The 18,163-nt window shown below is 67.1% G+C and carries 18 protein-coding genes; 15 read left to right on the top strand and 3 right to left on the bottom strand.

Annotated features, from left to right (window positions below):
- Nucleotides 1-72: 72 nt before the first annotated feature.
- The gene (locus tag FN976_RS03245; RefSeq protein WP_145890944.1) at nt 73-681 is read left to right on the top strand and encodes a 2-hydroxychromene-2-carboxylate isomerase; all 609 of its coding nucleotides are present in this window, start codon (nt 73-75) and stop codon (nt 679-681) included.
- On the opposite strand, the gene FN976_RS03240 is transcribed toward FN976_RS03245, so the two are convergent.
- Entirely contained in the window at nt 682-2,520 is a 1,839-nt protein-coding gene (locus tag FN976_RS03240; RefSeq protein ID WP_145890942.1) for an AMP-binding protein, read from the bottom strand.
- Complete coding sequence (locus FN976_RS03235; RefSeq protein ID WP_145890940.1) at nt 2,517-3,392, bottom strand: amidohydrolase family protein; 876 nt, start codon at nt 3,390-3,392, stop codon at nt 2,517-2,519. The genes FN976_RS03240 and FN976_RS03235 overlap by 4 nt, the downstream gene beginning before the upstream one ends.
- An 89-nt stretch (nt 3,393-3,481) precedes the next feature.
- Between FN976_RS03235 and FN976_RS03230 the strand changes: the two genes are divergently transcribed.
- The 10 genes from FN976_RS03230 to FN976_RS03185 all read left to right on the top strand — a co-directional run bounded on the left by FN976_RS03230 (nt 3,482) and on the right by FN976_RS03185 (nt 13,131).
- The gene (locus FN976_RS03230) at nt 3,482-4,252 is read left to right on the top strand and encodes a crotonase/enoyl-CoA hydratase family protein (protein WP_145890938.1); all 771 of its coding nucleotides are present in this window, start codon (nt 3,482-3,484) and stop codon (nt 4,250-4,252) included.
- A gap of 4 nt (nt 4,253-4,256) precedes the next feature.
- On the top strand, nt 4,257-6,098 hold the full coding sequence (locus FN976_RS03225; protein ID WP_145890936.1) for a feruloyl-CoA synthase: 1,842 nt from the start codon (nt 4,257-4,259) through the stop codon (nt 6,096-6,098).
- A complete protein-coding gene (locus tag FN976_RS03220) occupies nt 6,095-6,859 on the top strand; it encodes an SDR family NAD(P)-dependent oxidoreductase (RefSeq protein WP_145890934.1) in 765 nt (254 codons plus the stop codon). Before FN976_RS03225 ends, FN976_RS03220 begins: the two co-directional genes overlap by 4 nt.
- Nucleotides 6,860-6,893: 34 nt before the next feature.
- On the top strand, nt 6,894-7,883 hold the full coding sequence (locus FN976_RS03215; protein ID WP_145890932.1) for a Bug family tripartite tricarboxylate transporter substrate binding protein: 990 nt from the start codon (nt 6,894-6,896) through the stop codon (nt 7,881-7,883).
- 33 nt (nt 7,884-7,916) lie between these two features.
- Nucleotides 7,917-8,906, top strand: a complete 990-nt coding sequence (locus FN976_RS03210; RefSeq protein WP_145890930.1) for a Bug family tripartite tricarboxylate transporter substrate binding protein — start codon at nt 7,917-7,919, stop codon at nt 8,904-8,906.
- Nucleotides 8,907-8,916: 10 nt separating this feature from the next.
- Nucleotides 8,917-10,674 (top strand): tannase/feruloyl esterase family alpha/beta hydrolase, encoded by a 1,758-nt coding sequence (locus tag FN976_RS03205; RefSeq protein WP_145890928.1) that lies wholly within the window; start codon nt 8,917-8,919, stop codon nt 10,672-10,674.
- A 10-nt stretch (nt 10,675-10,684) separates the two neighbouring features.
- Nucleotides 10,685-11,137 carry a MarR family winged helix-turn-helix transcriptional regulator gene (locus FN976_RS03200; RefSeq protein WP_145890926.1) on the top strand — a complete coding sequence of 151 codons (453 nt, stop codon included), beginning with the start codon at nt 10,685-10,687 and terminating at the stop codon, nt 11,135-11,137.
- A 132-nt stretch (nt 11,138-11,269) separates the two neighbouring features.
- Complete coding sequence (locus tag FN976_RS03195; RefSeq protein ID WP_145890925.1) at nt 11,270-11,581, top strand: winged helix-turn-helix transcriptional regulator; 312 nt, start codon at nt 11,270-11,272, stop codon at nt 11,579-11,581.
- Between the two features lie 14 nt (nt 11,582-11,595).
- Entirely contained in the window at nt 11,596-12,762 is a 1,167-nt protein-coding gene (locus FN976_RS03190; protein ID WP_145890924.1) for a fumarylacetoacetate hydrolase family protein, read from the top strand.
- Between the two features lie 18 nt (nt 12,763-12,780).
- Nucleotides 12,781-13,131, top strand: coding sequence for an FKBP-type peptidyl-prolyl cis-trans isomerase (locus tag FN976_RS03185; RefSeq protein WP_145890923.1), 351 nt, complete (start codon nt 12,781-12,783; stop codon nt 13,129-13,131).
- A 7-nt stretch (nt 13,132-13,138) separates the two neighbouring features.
- On the opposite strand, the gene FN976_RS03180 is transcribed toward FN976_RS03185, so the two are convergent.
- Nucleotides 13,139-13,705 carry a carboxymuconolactone decarboxylase family protein gene (locus tag FN976_RS03180; RefSeq protein ID WP_145890922.1) on the bottom strand — a complete coding sequence of 189 codons (567 nt, stop codon included), beginning with the start codon at nt 13,703-13,705 and terminating at the stop codon, nt 13,139-13,141.
- A gap of 103 nt (nt 13,706-13,808) precedes the next feature.
- On the opposite strand from FN976_RS03180, the gene FN976_RS03175 reads away from it, so the two are divergent.
- The 4 genes from FN976_RS03175 to dnaJ all read left to right on the top strand — a co-directional run bounded on the left by FN976_RS03175 (nt 13,809) and on the right by dnaJ (nt 18,077).
- Nucleotides 13,809-14,153, top strand: a complete 345-nt coding sequence (locus tag FN976_RS03175; protein ID WP_145890921.1) for a winged helix-turn-helix transcriptional regulator — start codon at nt 13,809-13,811, stop codon at nt 14,151-14,153.
- An 86-nt stretch (nt 14,154-14,239) separates the two neighbouring features.
- A complete protein-coding gene (gene grpE / locus FN976_RS03170) occupies nt 14,240-14,791 on the top strand; it encodes a nucleotide exchange factor GrpE (RefSeq protein WP_145890919.1) in 552 nt (183 codons plus the stop codon).
- A 91-nt stretch (nt 14,792-14,882) separates the two neighbouring features.
- Entirely contained in the window at nt 14,883-16,829 is a 1,947-nt protein-coding gene (dnaK, locus tag FN976_RS03165; RefSeq protein ID WP_145890917.1) for a molecular chaperone DnaK, read from the top strand.
- A gap of 96 nt (nt 16,830-16,925) precedes the next feature.
- Nucleotides 16,926-18,077 (top strand): molecular chaperone DnaJ, encoded by a 1,152-nt coding sequence (gene dnaJ, locus FN976_RS03160; protein WP_145890915.1) that lies wholly within the window; start codon nt 16,926-16,928, stop codon nt 18,075-18,077.
- Nucleotides 18,078-18,163 lie beyond the last annotated feature (86 nt).

Below are 18,163 nucleotides of genomic sequence, written 5' to 3'. Positions count from 1 at the left end.
CGTTAACGCGAAGTCATCTCCTTGTACGGGCGCCGATAGATACAACCGGCCTGGCGCCGTATGCTTGGGTGGATGGCCGCACCCCTGCACTTCTATTTCGATTTCATCTCGCCGTACGGATGGCTGGCGTCGCTGGAGGTCGATGCGCTCGCCGGACGGCACGGCCGCACCGTGGAGTGGCATTCGATGTTGCTCGGGGTGTCCGTGCTGAAGGTGATGGGCCTGAAACCCCTGCTCGACACGCCGTTGAAGGGCGACTACGCCCGCCGCGATCTGGCGCGCGCCTTGCGCAAGCGCGGACTCCAGCCCAGGCGCGGGTTCGACCAGCCGGTGATGGACCCGCTGCCGGCGGCGCGGGCCTTCTACTGGGTCAAGCATCACCACCCCGGACAGGAGGCTGCTTTCGCCGCCGCCGTCTATGACGCCTGCTGGATGCAGGGCCTGGATCTTTCCAGCGCCCAGGCCGTCGCGGCGATCAGGCTGCCGGCGGGCATCGATGCGCAAGCACTGCGCGCGGGAATCGAGAGCGACGAAGCCCGGGGCTGGCTGCGCGAGGCGGTCGCAGCGTCCCTCCAGGCCGGCGTCTTCGGCTCACCGACCATCGTGGTGGACGGTGAGCCGTTCTGGGGCCAGGATCGCCTGCCTGAAGTCGAGGAGTGGCTGGTGCGGGGCGGCTGGTAGTCAGCGCTCGAAGACGAATTCGACAGTCACGGCCATGGCCGCCAGGGCGTCGCGCAGCTTGCGCTCCAGCGCGGGATCGGTGGGCGCGCCGATACTCACCACCACGACGACGGCCGAGCCTCGTTCTTGCGCGTTGACTGACACGGCTGCGGGTCGGGCAGCGTCAGCCATCACTTCCTGCAATTTCACTTCGATCGCGCGCAGACGCAGGGCGGGTTTGTAGACCTTGCCGACGGCCGTGACCGGCATCGCGTCGATCAAGGTGACCCGCTTTGGCGTCGCGGGCCGCTCGTAGACATGAGGCCCGACTTCGGCCAGCAAGGTCTGGGCATCACACGTCGCGCCGGGCCTCAGCGTCACGAAGGCAACCGGAACCTCGCCCGCGTGCGCATCGGGCTCGCCGACCACCGCGCACATGGCGACGGCGGGATGGGCGAGAAAGGCGTCCTCGACCAGGCCGGGATCGATGTTGTGGGAACCGCGGATGATCACGTCCTTGGCACGACCGGTGACATGCAGATAGCCCTGTGCATCGACGTGGCCGAGGTCGCCGGAGATGAGCCAGCCGGCCTCGAACATGCCCGCGTTGCGCGCTTCGTCGGTGTAACCCGCGCTCACATGCGGACCGCGCAGCGCCAGCACGCCAGTCTCTCCGGGGTGGCACGTTTCGTCCAGGAGAATGCTGCCGTCGCGCCACGGGACGATGCGTACCTGGCTGTAGGGGAGGCGCAATCCGGCCGAGCCGGGCACGCGTGGCGCCGCGGCGGGCTCGATGGACACCAGCCCCGCGCATTCGGTCATGCCCAGGATGTTGCGCACCGCGATCCCGGTGTGCTGCTCGAAGCGTGCCGCCAGTTCGGTTGGCAACGGCGAGCCGCCGGTGTAGGCCACCCGCACGCCCGAGACGTCAGCGTCCACTTCAGTGTTGCAGAGGTTCGCGAGGATGGTCGGTACACAGGCCAGGGCTGTGACGTCTTCGCGTTCGCAGAACTTCCAGTAGTTGCGCAGGAAGTCGGTGTTGCGCATGCCCGTGACCGTGGGAAGCAGTTGCGTGGCGCCGATGGCCAGCAGCGCCAGGCCATAAACGAAAGCGCCGGCCACATGGAACAGCGGAAAGCCGTTGATCTCGACCGTGTGCTGGTCGAAGCCGTAGAACTGGTGCGCGAACCAGGCGGTGTGCGCCTCGTTGCCGTGGCTGTGCCGCACCAGCTTGGGCGCACCGGTCGTGCCGCCAGTGTGGAACAGCGCCGCGACACGGTCAGGATCCGACGGGGGATCGAATTGCAGGTCGGGGGATTGCGCGTGAAGGGCGTCCTCGAACGAACCGGGCGCATCGTCGTCCGGGTGCAACCCGAGGACCTGGCGTCGGGCGATTCCGGGGACACGCTGGACGGCCGACCAGACGTCCAGGGCCGGATGCGGACCCAGCGCGACGACCACCTTGGCACCGCTGGCCTCCAGGAGCGCCGCCACATGGTCCGGCTGCAGCATGAAATTGATCGGGCATGCTCGTCCCGCGATCTGTGCGCCCCACAAAGCGTACTGGGTGCTGGGCACATTCGGGCCAAGGATCGCGACGGCATCGTCCGGCCCGACGCCGAGCGAGCGGAACAGGTTGGCGGCACGGTGGATGTTCGCCAGCAACTGCGCATAGCTCACGCGCTCGATGGGGGTGTCGAGCGTGCCGTCGCGCAGGTAGGCGAATGCCGTGCGGTCCGGATGCAAGCCCGCGGCCCGAGCGATCAGGCCGTAGGTCGTGCGCGCAGGTATTGCTTTTTCGTAGGGCGTGGATTCGAGAGCCTCGATCCCCGAGAGGTCCCGAAAGAACCCCGTGGTCACGCGGCGGCCTTGTCCAGCCCCAGCAGGCGGATGGCGTTTCCCTTCAGGATGCCGGGCATCACGTCGGGCTTGAATCCCGCGTCCTCGAAGTCCTTCATCCAGCGCTCCGGCGTGATCAGCGGGTAGTCGCTGCCGAACAGGACGCGGTCCTTCAGCAGCGTGTTCGCGTACTGCACGAGCTGCTTGGGAAAGTACTTCGGGCTCCAGCCGGAGAGGTCGATCCACACGTTGGGCTTGTGCGTGGCCACCGAAAGCGCTTCGTCTTGCCAGGGGAAGCTCGGGTGCGCCATGACGATCTGCATGTCGGGGAAGTCGATGGCGACGTCGTCCAGGTGCATCGGGTTGCTGTACTCGAGCCGCAGGCCGCCGCCGCACCGCATGCCGGAGCCGATCCCGCTGTGGCCGGTGTGGAAGATCGCCGGCATCTTGTGCGCGTTGATCACCTCGTAGATCGGCCAGGCCATCTTGTCGTAGGGGTGGTAGCCCTGCACGGTGGGGTGGAACTTGAAGCCCCGCACGCCCTCCTCCTTGATCAGCCGCTCGGCTTCGCGGGCGCCCATCTTGCCCTTGTGCGGGTCGATGCTCGCGAAGCACATCATCATGTCGCTGTTCTCGCGCGCCGCCAGGGCGATCTCTTCGTTCGGGATCCGGCGCCGGCCGAGCTTGGACTCGCTGTCGACCGTGAACATCACGAGGCCGATCTTGCGTTCCCGGTAGTAAGCAATCGTTTCCGCGATCGTCGGGCGGCGGCTGTTGCGGAAGTACTTGTCGGCGGCGCGGTCGTACTCCTCGCCGTAATTGTCGAACGGGTTCCAGCAACTCACTTCGGCATGGGTGTGGACGTCGATGGCAATCAGGTTGGCGTGGTCCATGTTGTCTCCTGGATCAGGGAAACCCCTAGGGATCCCGTCTTGAATTGGTTATTATTTATAACAATAATCAGCCCACTTCGCAAATCCACATGACCCAAGACCTGCTCATCGAGATCCGCGGCCCCATCGCCATCATCCGCCTCAGCCGGCCCGCCAAGCGTAACGCGCTGAGCGACAGCCTGGTGCTCGAGATCCGGGATGCGTTCCAGTCCCTGCCCGATGGTGTTCGCGCGGCGGTGCTCGACGGCGAAGGGGACCATTTCTGTGCCGGGCTGGACCTCTCGGAACTGAAAGATCGCGATGCCGGTGCCGGCATGCTGCACTCTCGCATGTGGCATGCCGCGCTGGAGGAAGTGCAGTACGGCCCGGTGCCCGTGATCGCCGCCTTGCATGGTGCGGTGGTCGGCGGCGGCCTCGAACTGGCGGCGTGCTGCCATATCCGCGTGGCGGACGAGACGGCGTTCTATGCCTTGCCCGAAGGCTCGCGCGGCATCTTCGTCGGCGGTGGCGGCGCGGTGCGCATCCCCCGGTTGATCGGCACGGCGCGGATGACGGACATGATGCTGACCGGCCGGGTCTACAACGCCGCCGACGGCGAGAAGGCTGGCTTCGCGCAATACCTGGTTCCTCCAGGCCAGGCCACGACCAAGGCCATCGAACTCGCCGAACGCGTGGCGCAGAACGCGCCGCTGACCAACTACGCGCTCATGCATGCGTTGCCCCGCATCGCGGAGCAGCCGGCCGACCAGGGCTTCCTGACTGAAGCGCTGATGGCCGCCATCGCCCAGAGCGCACCGGAAGCCAAGGAACGCGTCCGCGCTTTCCTCGACGGCAAGGCCAACAAGGTCCAGAAGGGCTGATCGCATGGGTGCCGAGATTTCGTCCGCCGTGCGTTACCGCCCCCTGAAGTTCGGGGTGACGCGGGCCGTGCTCCACGATGCGCCCGGCGGCGTGCGCTACCTGCGCGCCGAGCAGGAATTGCAACCCTACGCCAAGCGCATCACGGACCGCCTGCTGCATTGGGCCGACGCCCAGCCGGACCGCACTTTCATGGCACGCAGGCAGCGCGATGCCAGCGGCCAGGCCGGCGACTGGCGCCATGTCACCTACCGTGAAGCGGTGGCCACCGGGCGCCGCATCGCCCAGGCCATGCTCGACCGCGGGCTCTCCGCCGAGCGGCCCGTGGCGATCCTCAGCGAGAACGATCTCGAGCACGCATTGCTGGTGCTGGGCTGCCTGATCGCGGGTGTTCCATACTGCCCGGTCTCACCGGCCTATTCCACCGTCAGCCAGGACTACGAGAAGCTGCGCCACGTCCTGGCCACGCTCACGCCTGGACTGGTCTTCGCCAGCGACGAGAAACGCTACGGCAAAGCCGTCGCGGCCACGGTGGGCAAGGACACCGAAGTCATCTATGGCTCGCCGCCCACGGCCGACCCGACGCCGGCAGTCGATGCCGCGATGGCGGCCACCGGCCCGGACACCATCACCAAGTTCCTCTTCACCTCCGGCTCCACCAAACTTCCCAAGGCCGTGGTGAATACCCACGGCATGTGGTGCGCCAACCAGCAGCAGATGCGGCAGTCCATGCCCGTGCTGGCCGAGGAGCAGCCCGTCCTGGTGGACTGGTTGCCATGGAACCACACCTTCGGCGGCAACCACAACTTCGGCCTGACCATCTACAACGGGGGCACGCTGTACATCGACGACGGCAAGCCCACGCCCGCGCTGATGGGTGAGACGCTGCGCAACCTGCGCGAGATCGCGCCCACGATCTATTTCAACGTGCCGACCGGCTTCGAGGCGATCGCCAACGCCATGAAGGCCGATGAGGTGCTGCGCAAGAATCTGCTGTCGCGCGTCCGCATGTTCTTCTATGCCGGCGCGGCCCTCGCGCAGCCGGTATGGGACACGCTGCACGAAGTGCAGGAAGCCGAGATCGGCGAACGCATCGTCATGGGCACCGGGTTGGGAATGACCGAGTCGTCGCCCTTCGCGATCTTCATCACCAACCCCGATGTCAGATCCGGCTACCTCGGCCTGCCGACGCCAGGGGTGGAACTGAAGCTCGTCCCCACAGACGGCAAGACCGAGGTCCGCTACAAGGGCCCGAACATCACGCCCGGCTACTGGCGCAACCCGGAAGCGACGGCCGAGTGCTTTGATGACGAGGGTTTCTTCAGCACCGGCGACGCCGTGCTCTGGATCGACGAAAACAACCCGCACCTCGGACTGAAGTTCGACGGCCGGATCGCGGAGGATTTCAAGCTGGCCACGGGCACCTTCGTGAGCGTGGGGCCGCTGCGTGCGAAGATCATCGCCGCCGGCGCGCCGTACGTGCAGGACGCCGTCATCACCGGGATCAACCGCAAGGAAGTCGGTGCGCTTCTCTTTCCCACGGCGGAAGTGCGCCGGCTGGCCAAGCTGCCTGGCGACGCCAGCTGGAAAGATGTGCTCGAAAGCCCGCCAGTCCAGGCGCACTTCCAGCAGGTGGTCGACGGACTGGCGGCCAGCGGCACAGGCAGCGCCAATCGCGTGGCCCGACTGCATCTTCTGCACCAGCCGCCCTCCATCGACAAGGGCGAAGTCACGGACAAAGGCTCCATCAATCAGCGCGCCGTGCTGAAGGAACGCGACGCGCTGGTGCAGGACTTCCACGACGGCCGCCTCGCTTTCACGCTGACCCCCAAGGAACAGAACGCATGAACATCTCGGGACAAGCCGCGCTGGTCACAGGTGGCGCCTCCGGTCTCGGTGAGGCCACCGCGCGCGAACTCGCGAAACTGGGCGCCAAGGTCGCGGTGCTCGACGTGAACCTTGAACTCGCGCAGAAGGTCGCCGCGCAGATCAACGGCGTCGCATGCAAGTGCGACATCACGAACACCGACAGCATCGCGGCAGCGCTGGAGCAAGCGGCTGCCGCCCACGGCCCGGCCCGCATCCTCATGAACATCGCCGGCATCGGCGGCGCCAAACGCGTCGTCGGCAAGGACGGCAACGCCGCGCCGCTGGAAGATTTCGCGAAGGTGATCAACGTCAACCTGATCGGCACCTACAACGCCACTCGGCTTTTCGCGGCGGCCTGTGCCAAGCTGGACCCGCTGGAAGACGGCGAGCGCGGGGCCATCCTGTTCACCGCCTCGGTCGCCGCGTTCGATGGACAAGTCGGCCAGCAGGCTTACAGCGCCTCCAAGGGCGGGCTGGTCGGCATGACCCTCCCGATGGCGCGCGACCTCGCGCAGCACGGCATCCGCGTGTGCACGATCGCGCCGGGGCTCTTCTCCACCCCGCTGATGCGCCAGTTGCCCGAGCCGGTGCAGCAATCGCTCGCCGCCTCGATCCCGTTCCCGTCGCGCCTGGGCAAGCCCGAAGAGTTCGCCCAGCTCGCCTGCCACTTCGTGACCAACACCCACCTGAATGGTGAGGTGATCCGCCTCGACGGCGCGCTGCGCATGGCGCCGCGCTGAACCACTTTCATTTCACCAACGAAGGAGACGCCTGATGTCGACCACCCGCCGCGCATTCGCCCAACGTTCCGCCGCGCTCGCCGCCCTGGCAGCTGGCGCCGGGCACCTCCCCGCCTTCGGCCAGAGCCTCGACCTGGCGAAGATCATCTGCGGCTTCCCGCCCGGCGGGACCAGCGACGCCATCTCGCGCCGCATTGCCGACAAGCTGCGCGGCAACTACGCGAACAACGTGGTGGTCGAGAACAAGCCGGGCGCCGGCGGCCAGATCGGCGTGTCGACGCTCGTCGCCAGCCCGCCTGACGGCAGCGCGATGCTGCTGACGCCTTCGTCGATGCTGTCGATCTACCCGTTCGTCTACAAGACCCTGCCCTACAAGCCGCTGGAAGACGTGCAGCCGGTGTCGCTGGCCTGCTACTTCAACCACGCATTCGGCGTCGGCCCGGCGGTTCCCGCCAGCGTCAGGACCATCAAGGACTTCCTCAACTGGTCCAAGGACAACCCGGGCAAGGGCAACTACGGCTCGCCCGGCGCCGGCTCCATGCCGCACCTGATCGTCGCCCTGCTGAACAAGCTGACCGGCTCGGACCTGAAGCACGTCCCCTATCGCGGTTCGGCGCCGGGCATCCAGGATCTGCTGGGCGGCCAGATCTCGTCCATGTCCTCACCCATCGGCGACTACCTGCCCTACCTGAAGAGCGGCCGCCTGCGCTTGCTCGCCATCTCCGGCCAGAACCGCAGCCCGTTCGTGCCGGATGTCCCCACGTATCGCCAGCAGGGCTATCCCATCACGGTGCGGGAATGGTATGGCGTGTTCCTGCCCGGCAAGGCGTCCCCCGACGTCGTGCGCCGCGCCGCTGCCTACCTGCAGCCCGCACTCGCGCAAAAGGATCTGATCGAAAGCATGGCGGCTGTCGGCATGGAGGTCGAGTCGTCCAGCCCGCAAAAGCTGGGCGACCTGCTCCGCTCGGATGCCGACGAATGGCGCCGCCTGATCAAGCAGATCGGCTTCACCGCAGAGTCCTGATCGTTCCCGCCCCACTACAAGGATCTTCCGCCCATGACCACCCGCCGCCAGTTCGTCCAGTCCGCCGCATCCTTCGCGGCGCTCGGCGCCTTCCCGCACACCACCTTCGCGCAGGCGCTGGACGCCGTGAAGATCATCAACGGCTTCCCCGCGGGGGGCACCGCGGATGCCACGAGCCGGCGGGTCGGCGACAAGATCGGCGGCACGGCCTACGCGAAGAACGCGGCGGTGGTGGAAAACAAGCCCGGCGCCGGCGGACGCATCGCCTGCGAGGTCGTCAAGGCGGCGCCGGCGGACGGGTCAACGTTGCTGCTCACACCGTACTCCTGCACGGCCATCTATCCGCACATCTACAAGAACCTGAGCTACGACCCGTTCAAGGACCTCGTGCCGGTTTCGATCGCGGCGGTGATGACCCATGCGCTCACGGTCGGGCCGCTGGTGCCAGCCAGCGTCCGGACCGTGAAGGACTATCTCGCATGGGCCAAGGCCAACCCCGGGCAGGCCAACTACGGCTCGCCGGCGGCCGGCTCCACGCCGCACTTCCTCGCGGCGCTGCTGGGCATCAACAACGGGGTCGACCTGAAACACGTCCCTTATCGCGGTTCATTGCCCGCGGTGGCCGACATGATCGGGGGCACCCTCGCGTCCACGTCGACGCCCACGGGCGACGCGCTGGCGAACCACAAGGCCGGCAAAGTGCGCATCCTCGCCACCTCCGGCGCGCAGCGCACGCCTTTCACGCCAGAGGTCGCCACCTTCGCCGAACAAGGCTTCGCCGATTTGACGACCGAGGAATGGTTCGGCTTCTACGCGCCCGCCAGGACCCCGGCCAACGTCATCGCGAACGCCAACGCGGCCATCAATGCGGCGCTGAAGGACAAGACCGTGATCGACTCGCTGGCCTTGATGGGCCTGGTCGCGCAAGGCTCGACCGCGGCCGAGATGGACAGGAGCCAGAAGGAAGAGAACGTGCGCTGGGGCCCGCTCGTCAAGAAGATCGGGTTCACGGCGGAATCCTGAACGGCTGACCATGCAAAGAAAGATCCTGTCGGCGCTTCCGCTCGGTGCGGCAGCGGGGGCGGCCATGCTGTTGGCCGGGTGTGCAACCTCCACGGATGGATCGCAAGCGCGCCGCGCGCGACCCGGCTCGCCCGCGCTTGCTTGCGAAGCTGTCGCCGCCAGCTTCAAGGCGGACCACACACGGGTCACGTCGGCCGAGCGCATTGCCGCAGGCGCGCTCACGCTGCCCGGCATCGCGCAGCCCATGCCCGAGCATTGCGTGGTCAAGGGCCTCATCCGGGAACGGAAGGGCGTGGACGACAAGCCGTATGCCATCGGGTTCGAAATGCGGCTGCCGACGGCCTGGAACGGCCGCTTCTTCTACCAGGCCAATGGCGGACTCGACGGCTTCATCACCCCGGCCTATGGCGACATCCTCGGCGGCGGCCCGGCCAGCAACGGCCTGCTGAAGGGTTTCGCGGTCGTCAGCTCCGACGCCGGCCATGCCTTCGATCGCAGCACGCCCATCGGCGGTGCCACCTTCGGGTTGGACCCGCAGGCGCGCCGTGACTATGGGTACAACGCGGTGGCCGAGGTGACGATCGTGGCCAAGGGCCTGATCCGCAGCTACTACGGCCGCAACGCGGACACCTCGTACCTGGTCGGCACCTCGAATGGCGGCCGCCACGGCTTCGTCACGGCCTCGCGCCTGCCGAACGAATACCACGGCATCCTGGCCAGCACACCGGGGTACCGGCTGCCGCTCGCCGCCGTGGCACAGGTGTGGGGTGCGCAGCAGTTCGCCAAGGTCGCGCGCACCAACCCCGCCACCGGCCGGCCTGACCTGAGCACGGCGTTCACCCCGGCCGACATGGGGCTCGTGGCGCGCAGCGTGCTGGCGCGCTGCGACGCGCTCGACGGCCTGGCCGATGGCATCGTCGGAGATCTGCAAGCTTGCCAGGCCGCTTTCCGCATGGATCGCGACGTTCCGACCTGCGGTGCCGCGCCGGCTCCCGGCAGCTGCCTCAGCGCAGCCCAGAAGACGACGCTGGCCGACGTGCTGGCCGGCCCGAAACGGTCCAACGGTGTCGCGATCTATGCCGGCCTGCCGGCGGACCCCGGCCTGGCCGGCCGCGACTGGGCCGCGTGGAAGTTCGTGAACAGTGTGGGGCCGCGCGACGCCGTCGCGCTCGCCTTCGTGATGACGACGCCGCCCTCGTCGCCCGACGTAGTGACCGGGCAAGGCAATACGCTGATCGACTATGCGTTGGGATTCAATGTCGAGCGTGACCTCGGCAAGCTGGTCGCTTCGGACGGCCGCTTCAACCCTTCGGCGATGGCCTTCATGACACCGCCTGACCCGACGTTCCGCGACTTCGTCACGTACGGCGGCAAGCTGATCGTCTTCCATGGCACCGCCGACCCGGTGTTCTCCGCGCTCGACACCATCGCCTGGCACGATGCCTTTCGCGCGACGCACGGCGCCAAGGCGGACCAGCATGCTCGGCTCTACCTGATCCCAGGCATGAACCACAGCCGCGGCGGCCCCGCCACCGACCAGGTCGACATGCTCGATGCGCTCGTCGCCTGGGTCGAGCGCGGCGAACAGCCGCAGGCGATGGTGGCACGCGCGCGTGGCGCGGGCAGCGCTGTGCCCAATCCGGAAGTACCGGGTGACTGGAGCCCGTCCCGCACCCGCCTGCTGTGCCCCTACCCGGCCGTGCCTCGCTACCAGAGCGGCGACAAGGAGCTCGCCGCCAGCTTCGCGTGCGTGGCGCCGGCCCGCTGACCGTCGACGCATGGCGAAACCCGTACCCACCGTCGAGCAGGTCGACACCGGCTTCCTCGAAAGCCTGCTCGGGTACAACGCGCGCCGGGCCTCCCTGGCGGTGATCGAAGTGTTCCTGGAGCGCATGGCGCCCTATGGGCTGAAGCCGGTCGACTTCTCGGTGCTCTCGCTGGTCGCGCACAACCCCGGCATCACCTCCCGCCAGTTGTGCGCGGCGCTCGGCATCCTGCCGCCGAACCTCGTGGGCATGGTCAACCAGTTCGAGAAGCGCGAGCTCATCGAGCGCCAGCCGCACCCGCACGATGGCCGCGCGATGGGCCTGCACCTCACGTCGGCCGGGCAGAAACTGATCCGCGATGCCGAGCGCACGGCCGCGCAACTCGAAGCCGAAGTGGCCGGCCGCCTGACCCCGGCGGAACAGCGTACGCTTTTGCGCCTGCTGCGCAAGGTCTATCTGAAGTAAGGGTTGCCCCGTCCGTTGCGCGCGCGTCACGCGCGCATCCGCGCCGCCGCGGCGCTATTGTTTGTGTAGCAGGAACTGCGTACACTCCGCTCCCCCGGGTCTGTTTTTCATTGGGCCCGGGCCAGGAGAGCAATGAGTTCCAAGGAGAATGCCGCCACCAACCAGCTGCTCGGCCTGCTGGAGGCGCGCTATGCCATCCGGGTGCTGTGGGCGCTGCGCGATGGCCACCCGCAGACGTTCCGGCTGCTGCAGGACAGCGTCGGCGGCATCACGCCCAACACCCTGAACACGCGCATCAAGGAACTGCGGGAGGCCGGCTTCCTGCAGCACAACGGCGATGGCTACAGCGTGACGGCGTCAGGCATGGACCTCCTCAAGCGCCTGAGCGAAATCCAGGCTTTCGCGGCTCGCTGGGTGGCCAGCCAGGCCAAGAAGAAAAACTGATCCATGGTGGTGCGATGCAATCATTCCTGAAGTCAGCCCTTCCGTCCGACGCCGACCAGGCCACGCTCGTCGGGCGCGCCTGGGTCGAAGGCCAGGGCCCGGTCCTCGTGCGTGCCGACGGCGACGCGCTGATCGATCTTTCCGGCCTCGCCCCGACCAGCAGCGAATTGCTGGAGCTGCCGGATCCGGCCGCCGCCGTGCGGGCGCATGCCGGTCCGCGCGTCGCTGACTTGCACCGGGTGCTCGCCAACAGCGCTTTCGACGCGCGCGACCCCGCCTTGCCGTGGTTGCTGGCGCCGTGTGACCTGCAGGCGTTGAAGGCGGCCGGCGTCACATTCGTCGCGTCGATGCTCGAGCGCGTGATCGAGGAGCAGGCGCGCGGCGACCCGGCCAAGGCCGAGTCGGTGCGGGCGGCCGTGGTCGCCGTCATCGGTGACAACCTGGCGGCCGTGCGCCCGGGCTCCCCCGAAGCCGCCCGCCTGAAGGAAGTGCTCCTGCAGCAAGGCCTCTGGTCGCAGTACCTGGAAGTGGGGATCGGCCCGGACGCCGAGATCTTCACCAAGTCGCAGCCGATGAGCGCGGTCGGCACCGGCGCCGAGGTCGGCATCCATCCCGGCAGCGAATGGAACAACCCGGAACCCGAGGTCGTGCTGGCGGTCAACAGCCGGGGCGAAGTGTGCGGTGCCAGCCTGGGCAACGACGTCAACCTGCGCGACTTCGAAGGCCGCAGCGCGCTGCTTCTCGGCAAGGCCAAGGACAACAACGCCAGCTGCGCGATCGGTCCTTTCATCCGCCTGTTCGACGCCGGCTTCGGCATCGATGACGTGCGCCGCATCGACCTCGGGATGAAGGTACGCGGGCCCGAAGGTTTCGAGATGGACGGCGCCAGCAGCCTCTCGAAGATCAGCCGCGATCCGCTGGACCTCGTCGCCCAGGCCATCGGCGCCAACCACCAGTATCCGGATGGCTTCATGCTCTTCCTGGGGACGATGTTCGCGCCCACCAAGGACCGGCATGGCCCCGGCCAGGGTTTCACGCACGTGCCCGGCGACCTGGTGGCCATTTCGACGCCGCGCCTCGGTACACTCGCCAACCGCGTGAACACCTCCGATCGCGTGCCCCCGTGGCGCTACGGCACCGCCGCGCTGATGCGCGACCTGGCCCGCCGCGGCCTGCTCTGACTGCCCAAGGAACAAATCATGATCACCACCCCCAGCGGCCTGCAATACGAAGACGAAGTCGTCGGCAGCGGCCCCGAAGCGACCAACGGGCAGGACGTGCGCGTGCACTACACCGGCTGGCTGTTCAACGGCGGCACGCAAGGTGCCAAGTTCGATTCCAGCCGCGACCGCAACGATCCGTTCGAGTTCTCGCTCGGCGCCGGCATGGTCATTCGCGGCTGGGACGAAGGCGTTGCCGGCATGAGAGTCGGTGGCAAGCGCACGCTCGTCATCCCCGCGGAGCTCGGGTATGGCGCGCGCGGCGCGGGCGGGGTGATCCCGCCGAACGCGACGCTGAAGTTCGACGTCGAGCTGCTCGCGACGAGCTGAGCATCCCTCACGCCGCGAAGCGCGCGGCCCAAGGCTCCAGCGGCACCTGCGCGGCGTTGCAGACGTAGCTGATCGCGTGGTACCACCCCGCGAGCACCAGCAGCTCGATGCACTGCGCCTCCGACCAGGTGGCGCCGAGCTGGCGCCACAAGCCATCGCTGACGGTGCTCGTGTCGTGCAGCTCGTCGGCCAGTTGTACCAGCAGGCGGTCACGTTCGGTCAGGGCTGCGTCGTCCACCGCAGGATCCGCGATCGCGCGGGTCTGCCCGGCGCTGAAGCCGGCGGCCGCGGCGAACGCGGCAACGTGAACGCCCCACTCGTATTCCGCGCCGCAACGCGCGCAGACGCGGTCGATGACGACCTCTCGGTCGCGCAGGCTGAGTTGTGCCTGGCGGCCGAGCAGCAGACCGCCGACGGCCGTCATCCGTTCGGCCAGCGCCGGATGCCGGGCGAGCACGCGGAACAACGCGAGGATGTTCGGCGCCGCCGGCGGCGTCATCTTCGTCAACAGGGCCTGCAGGTCGCCCGCGAAGGGCGGCTCCAGCGGGGGAATGCGGGGCGTCGAATCAGTCATGAGGCTCCTTGCGCTTCGGTTTCCGTAGCAAGCAGCATGATGCGCTACGGAATCCGAAGCGTCCGTCACGCCGGCGACAGGAGGGCACCTACAATCGCGCCCCATGGTCTCGCGCACCCCCCTGCCCGGCCGGCCGGTCCGCGGGTCCGGCACCGGACGCCCCGTCATGGCCTTGCTGGACCTGCTGGGACGGCGCGGCACGCTGCGGTTGCTGTGGGAGCTGCGCGATGGCCGCGACCAGACTTTCCGCTCATTGCAGGAGACCGCGGGCGGCATGTCGCCGTCCGTGCTCAACGACCGGCTGAAGGAGTTGCGGGAGGCCCAGCTCGTCGAGCTGGGCGCGGCGGGCTACGGGCTGTCGGCGTCGGGACGCGAGCTGGTGAAGCGGCTGAAGCCGCTCAACAGCTGGGCGGAGACCTGGGCCGCCGAGACCAACCTGCCTTTTTGAGGCTGAACGCATGTCCTTGTCTTGAAAAGGTCTTCTGCGGCCCCAAGCTGCCCACCGATTCCCGCGAACCAGACCGAACCCGAATAATGTCCGAGCTCCCTCCATCCGACAACGAAACCCTGCCGCCCGCCGATGCGGCCTCTCCGGAGGCCATCGCGGAGCCCGCGGCGCCCAACATCCCTGACCTGCAGGCGGCGCTGGTCGCCCTGCAGGCAAAGAACACCGAGCTGTCCGACCAGTTCCTGCGCGCCCAGGCCGACATGCAGAACACGCGGCGTCGGGCCGAAGAGGAAGTGGCCAAAGCCCGCAAGTTCGCGCTGGAGAGCTTTTCCGAAAGCCTGTTGCCGGTGATCGACAGCCTGGAGGCCGGGCTCGCCCACAAGGACGCCACGGTGGAGCAGATCCACGAAGGCGCCAGCGCCACGTTGCGCCAGCTGAAGGCGGCCCTCGAGCGCAACAAGATTCTCGAGATCAATCCTGGCGCGGGCGCCAAGTTCGATCCGCACCAGCACCAGGCGATCTCCGTGGTGCCCGCCGACCAGGAGCCGAACACGGTGGTGTCGGTGCTGCAGAAGGGCTATTCCATCGCGGACCGCATCCTGCGGCCGGCGCTGGTGACGGTCACGGCGCCGAAATGAAGTTCATGCGCCTTGAATCCCGGCCAGTTATCCACAATTAATCAACAACATTTGAACGGGTCTTCCAGGCCCTACGCACAGGAGAAGCATCATGGGAAAGATCATCGGCATTGACCTCGGCACCACCAATTCGTGCGTTGCCATCATGGAAGGCAACAACGTCAAGGTGATCGAGAACTCGGAGGGCGCGCGCACCACGCCCTCCATCGTCGCCTACCAGGAAGACGGCGAAGTCCTCGTGGGTGCTTCGGCCAAGCGGCAGGCCGTGACGAACCCGAAGAACACGCTGTATGCGATCAAGCGCCTGATCGGCCGCAAGTTCAGCGAGAAGGAAGTGCAGAAGGACATCGACCTGATGCCCTACACCATCGCCGCCGCCGACAACGGCGACGCCTGGGTGGAAGTGCGCGGCAAGAAGATGGCGCCGCAGCAGGTGAGCGCCGACATCCTGCGCAAGATGAAGAAGACCGCCGAGGACTACCTGGGCGAAGAGGTCACGGAAGCCGTGATCACGGTGCCCGCGTACTTCAACGACAGCCAGCGCCAGGCCACCAAGGACGCCGGCCGCATCGCGGGCCTGGACGTCAAGCGCATCATCAACGAGCCCACCGCCGCGGCCCTGGCCTTCGGCCTGGACAAGCACGGCAAGGGCGACCGCAAGCTGGCCGTGTACGACCTGGGCGGCGGCACGTTCGACATCTCGATCATCGAGATCGCCGATGTCGACGGCGAGAAGCAGTTCGAGGTGCTGTCCACCAACGGCGACACGTTCCTGGGCGGAGAGGACTTCGACCAGCGCATCATCGACTACATCATCGCCGAGTTCAAGAAGGACCAGGGCGTCGACCTGGGCAAGGACGTCCTCGCGCTGCAACGCCTGAAGGAAGCCGCCGAGAAGGCGAAGATCGAGCTCTCCAGCAACTCGCAGACCGACATCAACCTGCCGTACGTCACGGCTGATGCCTCCGGCCCGAAGCACCTGAACATCAAGCTGACCCGCGCCAAGCTGGAGTCGCTGGTCGAGGAGCTGATCGCCCGCACGATCGAGCCCTGCAAGATCGCCATCAAGGACGCCGGCGTGTCCGTCAACGACATCCAGGACATCATCCTGGTGGGCGGCATGACGCGCATGCCCAAGGTGCAGGACAAGGTCAAGGAGTTCTTCGGCAAGGAACCGCGCAAGGACGTGAACCCGGACGAAGCCGTGGCCGTCGGCGCCGCCATCCAGGGCCAGGTGCTCTCCGGCGACCGCAAGGACGTCCTCCTGCTCGACGTCACTCCGCTCTCCCTGGGCATCGAAACCCTGGGCGGCGTGATGACGAAGATGATCAAGAAGAACACCACGATCCCGACGAAGTTCGCGCAGACCTTCTCGACCGCCGACGACAACCAGCCGGCCGTGACCATCAAGGTGTTCCAGGGCGAACGTGACATCGCGACCGGCAACAAGCTGCTGGGCGAGTTCAACCTCGAAGGCATCCCGCCGGCCGTGCGCGGCACGCCGCAGATCGAGGTGAGCTTCGACATCGACGCCAACGGCATCCTGCACGTGGGCGCCAAGGACAAGGGCACCGGCAAGGAAAACAAGATCACCATCAAGGCGAACTCCGGCCTCACCGAGGACGAGATCCAGAAGATGGTGCGCGACGCCGAGGCCAACGCCGCCGACGACAAGAAGAAGCTCGAGCTGGTGCAGGCGCGCAACCAGGGCGAAGCCATGGTGCACTCCATGCGCAAGAGCCTCACCGAGTACGGCGACAAGCTGGAAGCCGGCGAGAAGGACAAGATCGAGGCCGCCGCCAAGGAGCTGGAAGAAGCGCTCAAGGGCGAGGACAAGGAAGCCATCGAGGCCAAGACCAACGCGCTGATGACCGCCGGCCAGAAGCTGGGGGAGAAGATGTACGAAGGGATGCAGGCGCAGGCCGGGGCGGAAGCCGCGGCCTCGGGCCCGGGCCCGGAAGCTGCTTCCGGGTCGGCCAGGCCGGCGAACGACGACAACGTGGTGGATGCCGAGGTCAAAGAGGTCAAGAAGGGTTGATGTCGGACGCATAGCGCCGAATCAAGTCGCCGCGTTCGACGCTCTCGCCTTCGGCGGAGGTCAACGCGGCGTTCTCGCAAGTGCATGACGGACAACATGGCCACCAAACGCGACTATTACGAAGTCCTCGGCGTTCCCAAGAACGCCTCGGATGAAGAAATCAAGAAGGCTTATCGCAAGCTGGCGATGAAGTACCACCCTGACCGCAACCAGGGGGAAGGCGGCGCCAAGGATGCGGAAGTGCGCTTCAAGGAGGCGAAGGAAGCCTACGAGATGCTGTCCGAGCCGGAGAAGCGGACGGCCTACGACCAGTTCGGCCACGCAGGCGTCGACCCGAACATGCGCGGACCCGGGCCGGGGCAGGAAGGCTTCGGTGGATTTGCTGAAGCTTTCGGCGACATCTTCGGCGACATCTTCGGGCAGCAGCGCGGCGCCGCCGGCGCGCGCGGTGGGCGGCAGGTCTATCGCGGCAGCGATCTCTCCTATGCCATGGAGATCAACCTCGAAGAGGCGGCCAAGGGCAAGGACGCGCAGATCCGCATTCCCTCGTGGGACGAGTGCGAGATCTGCAAGGGCAGCGGCGCCAAGCCGGGCACACAGGCCAAGACCTGCGCGACCTGCCAGGGCGCGGGCGTGGTGCAGATGCGCCAGGGCTTCTTCAGCGTGCAGCAGACCTGCCCCCAATGCCGTGGCACCGGCAAGATCATTCCCGAGCCCTGCACCACCTGCCATGGCCAGGGCAAGATCAAGAAGCAGAAGACGCTGGAAGTGAAGATCCCGGCCGGCATCGACGACGGCATGCGCATCCGCAGCGCCGGCAATGGCGAGCCGGGCACCAACGGCGGGCCGCCGGGTGACCTCTTCATCGAGATCCGGCTGAAGAAGCACGACATCTTCGAGCGGGACGGCGATGACCTGCATTGCGTGGTGCCGATCAGCATCGCCCGCGCGGCGCTCGGCGGCGAGATCGAGGTGCCCACGCTGGAGGGCAAGGCAGCCATCGACATCCCCGAAGGCACCCAGGCGGGCAAGCAGTTCCGGCTGCGGGGCAAGGGCATCAAGGGCGTGCGCTCCAGCTACCCCGGCGACCTGTATTGCCACATCGCCGTGGAGACGCCCGTCAAGCTCACCGAGCATCAGCGCAAGCTGTTGAAGGAGCTCGACGAGTCGCTGAAGAAGGGCGGGGCGAAGCACTCGCCGAATGAAGGTAGCTGGGCGGACAAGCTCAAAGGCTTCTTCAGCGCGTAGCCGAACGCTGGGGTTCGCCTTCGGGCTCACCCCAGCCTACGGACGTCGTAGGCTGGCGGTGAGCCCGGAGGCGAACCCCAGCACCG

It is taken from the genome of Caenimonas sedimenti (assembly GCF_007833165.1).
Classification (GTDB): Bacteria; Pseudomonadota; Gammaproteobacteria; order Burkholderiales; family Burkholderiaceae_C; genus Ramlibacter; species Ramlibacter sedimenti.
Note: the sequence above shows the minus strand (reverse complement) of the source record. Positions and strands in the feature narration are given on the sequence as shown.